Genomic DNA, 4,594 nt, shown 5'->3' on the forward strand with positions numbered 1-4,594 from the left:
GGCATCGTGCCCGGCGGCGGCGTGGCGCTGTTGCGGGCGGCCCGGGCGCTGGACGGTCTCAAGCTGTCGGGGGACGAGGCGACCGGCGCCAACATCGTGCGGCGCGCGCTGGAGGAGCCGATCCGGCAGATCGTGGAGAACACCGGCCTCGAGGGCTCGGTGGTGGTCGAGAAGGTGAAGGCCGCCAAGGAGGCCAGCTACGGCTTCGACGCCGAGTCCAACGAGTACGTGGACATGCTGCAGGCCGGGATCATCGACCCGACCAAGGTCGAGCGCATCGCGCTGCAGAACGCGGCGTCCATCGCGTCGCTGCTGCTGACCACCGAGGCGCTCATCACCGACATTCCGGAAGAGGAGAAGAAGGCCGCGCCGCCCATGCCGCATGGGGGCGACTTCTAGGCGTCCCGCCGGGCGCCGAGCCGACGGCCTCCGGGGGTTTCCCCCCGGGGGCCGTCGTGCGTTCAGCGCCGATCGCCGATTTCCGGCTTGCGCCCGCGCTGACGGCGTTGGTATGCTAAGTCACTTTGGTCATGCGCGGGCCCGCGGGCCCGCGTCTCGCGAGAGGAGGTGAGTGCGCTGCATCTCTACGATGTGATGGTGATCATCGATCCGCGTCTGACCGAGGAAGAAGTCGCCCAGCTGACGAGCCGGCTCCAGGAGTCCGTGAGCGGGCTCGGGGGTGAGGCCGTGTCGACGGAGAACTGGGGCAAGCGGCGGCTCGCGTTCGAGATCGCGAAGCAGCGAGAGGGTACGTACGTCCTGCTCCAAACGCGAGCGGAGCCATCGGTCATGCGTGAGTACGAGCGGCAGCTCAGGCTCAACGAGTCCGTCCTCCGTTTCATGACGATCCGGGTGGTGGAGCGGCGCCGGAAGGTCGGGGCCGAGCCCCCCGCCGAGACGGCACCCAGTCCGGAGGCGACGGTCGAGGAGGTCGGTTGATGGCGAGCCTGAACAAGGTCTTTCTGATCGGGAACCTCACCCGCCCGCCCGAGCTCCGATACACCCCGAGCGGGACCGCCGTCTCCGACCTGCGCCTGGCGGTGAATCGCTCCTACACGACCCAGGGCGGCGACCGTCGCGAGGAGACGTACTTCCTGACCGTCGTCGTCTGGGGGAAGCAGGCCGAGGCCTCGGCGCAGTACCTCGACAAGGGCAGCCCGGTGCTCGTCGAAGGGCGCCTCCAGACGCGCGAGTGGGAGGGCAAGGACGGCCAGCGGCGCAATGTCGTGGAGGTCGTGGCGGACCGACTGCAGTTCCTGGGGCGCCCGAAGGCGGCGGCGCCCGGGGCCGAGAGCGAGTCCTTCGAGGAGCCGGCGGGCCAGGCGGACGAGGTTCCCTTTTGAGGCCGAGGGCCGCCGGGTGGCGCCGGCCGGGTCGATCGGGAGCGCGTGAGGAGGCCAGGACGTGGTGAAGCCCGTGAAGCGGCGCCGGTTCGGCCGGCGGAAGATCTGCAAGTTTTGTGCGGATAAGATCGGCATCGTCGACTACAAGGACATCAAGCGGCTCCGCACCTTCATCACCGAACGCGGAAAGATCATCCCGCGGCGTATCTCCGGGAGCTGCGCCCGACATCAGCGCCAGCTGACCTCGGGCCTGAAGCGCGTTCGGACGATGGCCCTCATCCCGTTCGCCGCGGAGTAGGGACGGCATGGCCGCTGGCCAGGGGACGCGACAGGTCGTCCTTCTGGGTACCGGCCTGGGGCTCGCGCTCCTGCTGCTCGGAGTGACGGAAGCGCGGCTGGGACTCGGCGGGGCCACCGCCCTGGTGAGCCTGATCCCGGTGGCGCTGGCCTTCGCTCTGGGGGGTCCGGTGGCGGGCGGCCTGGCGGCGCTGCTGGGGGTGGTCGGAGCGGCGGCGCTCATCGGCGGTCCGGCGGCGGCCGTCCTGGCGCTCCGGCACGCTTTTCCCGGACTGATCCTCGGCCTGACCCTGAGTCGGCGATTCCCCTTGTCCGTGACCCTCATGCTCGTCGCCGGCGCCAGCCTCGTCGGGCTCACGGCTCTCGTCTGGACGTACCTGCCGGCCGGCACCGCCATTCTCCCCTTGCTCGGTCGGCGGGTCGACGCGCACGTCGCCGAGCTCGAGCGCGTTCCGAGCTGGCTCGGGCTGGCCGGCGATCCCGCCTGGGTCGCCGAGTCGGCCCGGCTCCTGTCCGACACCATGCGGATCGCGGGACCCGGCCTCATCCTGGTCGGGTTGCTGGTCGTCGCCCTCACCAACTACCTCGGCGCGCGGCTCTGCCTCCGCGGTCGGGGCTTCCGCCCGTTCGCCGAGGAGGCCGTGCCAGACCACCTCGTGTGGGCCGTCATCGGGGGGGGCTTCCTGCTCGTCTCCCAGCATGATCCCTTCGTCCCGGCCGGCCTGAACATCCTCATCGTCCTGGCGCCGCTCTATGCGATCCAGGGGCTGGCGATCCTTCGCCACTTCTTTCAGAAGGCCCGGATCTCCCGGCCTCTGCAGGGTGTCAGCTTCGGGCTGTTCGCCGTGCAGCCGCTCCTGCTGATCGCGGCCGCCTGCCTCGGCCTCTCCGATCTGTGGGTCGACTTTCGAAGGATTCGCCGGGCGGCCACGCCCGCCTGAGCGCCGTGCCGATACCCTCTGACCGCCTAGGAGCCTGTCGGAGTAAACCCGACCCGGCGCCGACCCCGGAGCGCGCGGTACCATCGAGGAATGCTCCGAGCGGCGGCTTCGCCGCCGCCACGACCGGGGGGGCATCGGGGGGGTCTTCCGAGACCCCCCGAAATGACCGAGGAGTGAGCGAGCCATGAAGATCATCCTGATGGAAGATGTCCCCGCGCTCGGGCACCGGGGGGAGATACGAGAGGTGGCCACCGGCTACGCCCGGAACTTCCTGCTGCCCAAGAAGCTGGCGGTGCCGGCCACGCCGGCCAACCTCGAGAACCTGGAGCAGCTCAAGCGCCAGCGGCAGCGCGCCGACCACCACGCGCGGGAGGAGGCCCAAGGCGCCGCCGAGCGGATCGGCCGCCTCTCTCTCAGCGTGGCGACCCGTGCCTCCGAGGATGGGCGGCTCTACGGATCGGTGTCCGCTCAGGACATCGTCGAGTTCCTGGAGCGCCACCAGATCCCGGTCGAGAAGCGCCGGGTCGTCCTGGACGAGCCGATCAAGGCGCTCGGCGACTACCGCGTGCCCATCCGCCTCCACCAGGACGTGACGGCAGAGCTGGCCGTGACCGTCACCCGCGAGTAACCCCGTCCGCGGCCGCCTCATGGCCACGCTCGTCGAGCTGCCCGGCAAGGTCCCCCCGCACAACCTCGAGGCCGAGCGCGCGGTCCTCGGCGCCATCCTTCTCGAGCCGGCGGTGCTGCCGCGAGCCATCGAGCTCCTGGGACCCGACGAGTTCTACAAGGACGGGCACCGGAAGATCTACGCGGCCATGGTTCGGCTGTTCGACCGAAGCGAGCCGGCCGACGTCCTCACCGTCTCGGAGGAGCTCCGGCGGGCCGGGGAGCTCGAGGAGGTCGGCGGGCAAGCCGCGCTGGCGACCCTCATGGAGGAGGCCACCGTCGCCACCCAGTTCTCCTCCTATGCCCAGATCGTCCGCGACAAGGCCCAGCTCCGGGAGCTGATCCGCGTGGCGCGCGAGATGACCGAGCAGGGATTCGAGGAGACGGAAGACGTCCAGAGCCTGCTCGACCGCGCCGAGCAGATGCTCTTCCGCATCGCCGAGCGGCGGCTCCACAAGGCCGCCATCCCCGTCCGCGACGTCCTGGGGCCGGCGATCCGGCACATCGAGACGCTCTACCATCGCAAGGAGGACATCACCGGCCTCCCGACCGGCTTCAAGGACCTCGACAAACTGACCGCCGGCTTCCAGCGGTCGGACTTCATCATCATCGCCGGCCGCCCCTCCATGGGGAAGACGGCCTTCGCCCTGAACATCGCCCAGCACGTGGCCGTCAAGCTGCGCCGTCCGATCCTCTTCTTCAGCCTGGAAATGTCGAAGGAGCAGCTGGTGCAGCGGCTCATCTGCGCCGAGGCGCGGGTCGACTCCCACCTCGTCCGGACCGGTCACCTCACGGATCCCCACTGGAGGCGCATCGTCGGGGCCGGCGGTCAGCTGGCGGAAGCGCCCCTCCTCATCGACGACACCGCGAACCTGTCGGTGCTCGAAGCGCGGGCCAAGGCGCGGCGCGTGCGGGCGGAGCACGGGCTCGAGCTGGTGGTGATCGACTACCTCCAGCTCATGCAAGGCCGCTGGCGGGCCGAGAACCGCCAGCAGGAGATCTCGGAGATCTCGCGGTCGCTCAAGGCCCTGGCCAAGGAGCTGGAGGTGCCGGTCATCGCGCTCTCGCAGCTGTCGCGGGCCATCGAGGCCCGCGGGGAGTCCTCGCCGCGGCTGAGCGACCTTCGGGAATCGGGGGCCCTCGAGCAGGATGCCGACGTCATCATCTTCTTGCACCGATCCGGGCTCTACAAGGAGAATGCGGCGGAGGCCGAGCGAAACCTGACCGACGTCATCATCGGCAAGCAGCGGAATGGTCCGACCGACAAGATCCCGCTCGTCTTCAAGCCGGAGTACACCCGGTTCGAGGAGATGACCCCCCGCGAGCAGCTCTGACGGCCGCGTCCCG

The 4,594-nt window shown here is 70.0% G+C and carries 7 protein-coding genes; all 7 read left to right on the forward strand.

Annotation, left to right across the window (positions count from 1 at the left end):
• Nucleotides 1-399, forward strand: a 399-nt coding sequence (locus VGW35_17640; protein HEV8309487.1) for a TCP-1/cpn60 chaperonin family protein, incomplete at its 5' end; no start/stop codon positions are given.
• Between the two features lie 168 nt (nt 400-567).
• Nucleotides 568-939, forward strand: coding sequence for a 30S ribosomal protein S6 (gene rpsF, locus VGW35_17645; protein HEV8309488.1), 372 nt, complete (start codon nt 568-570; stop codon nt 937-939).
• Nucleotides 939-1,343, forward strand: coding sequence for a single-stranded DNA-binding protein (locus VGW35_17650; protein HEV8309489.1), 405 nt, complete (start codon nt 939-941; stop codon nt 1,341-1,343). Before rpsF ends, VGW35_17650 begins: the two co-directional genes overlap by 1 nt.
• A 61-nt stretch (nt 1,344-1,404) precedes the next feature.
• Complete coding sequence (gene rpsR / locus VGW35_17655; GenBank protein ID HEV8309490.1) at nt 1,405-1,641, forward strand: 30S ribosomal protein S18; 237 nt, start codon at nt 1,405-1,407, stop codon at nt 1,639-1,641.
• 7 nt (nt 1,642-1,648) lie between these two features.
• The gene (locus tag VGW35_17660) at nt 1,649-2,581 is read left to right on the forward strand and encodes a DUF2232 domain-containing protein (GenBank protein ID HEV8309491.1); all 933 of its coding nucleotides are present in this window, start codon (nt 1,649-1,651) and stop codon (nt 2,579-2,581) included.
• Between the two features lie 184 nt (nt 2,582-2,765).
• Nucleotides 2,766-3,209, forward strand: a complete 444-nt coding sequence (gene rplI / locus VGW35_17665; protein ID HEV8309492.1) for a 50S ribosomal protein L9 — start codon at nt 2,766-2,768, stop codon at nt 3,207-3,209.
• Between the two features lie 19 nt (nt 3,210-3,228).
• Entirely contained in the window at nt 3,229-4,581 is a 1,353-nt protein-coding gene (dnaB, locus tag VGW35_17670) for a replicative DNA helicase (protein ID HEV8309493.1), read from the forward strand.
• The last annotated feature ends 13 nt before the right edge of the window (nt 4,582-4,594 follow it).

It is taken from the genome of Candidatus Methylomirabilota bacterium (assembly GCA_036005065.1).
Lineage (GTDB): Bacteria > Methylomirabilota > Methylomirabilia > Rokubacteriales > DASRDR01 > DASYQW01.

Coding starts and splice junctions, on each gene's coding strand:
- VGW35_17650 (HEV8309489.1), top strand. CDS start 939: ATGGCGAGCCTGAACAAGGTCTTTCTGATCGGGAACCTCACCCGCCCG.
- VGW35_17660 (HEV8309491.1), top strand. CDS start 1,649: ATGGCCGCTGGCCAGGGGACGCGACAGGTCGTCCTTCTGGGTACCGGC.
- rplI (HEV8309492.1), top strand. CDS start 2,766: ATGAAGATCATCCTGATGGAAGATGTCCCCGCGCTCGGGCACCGGGGG.
- dnaB (HEV8309493.1), top strand. CDS start 3,229: ATGGCCACGCTCGTCGAGCTGCCCGGCAAGGTCCCCCCGCACAACCTC.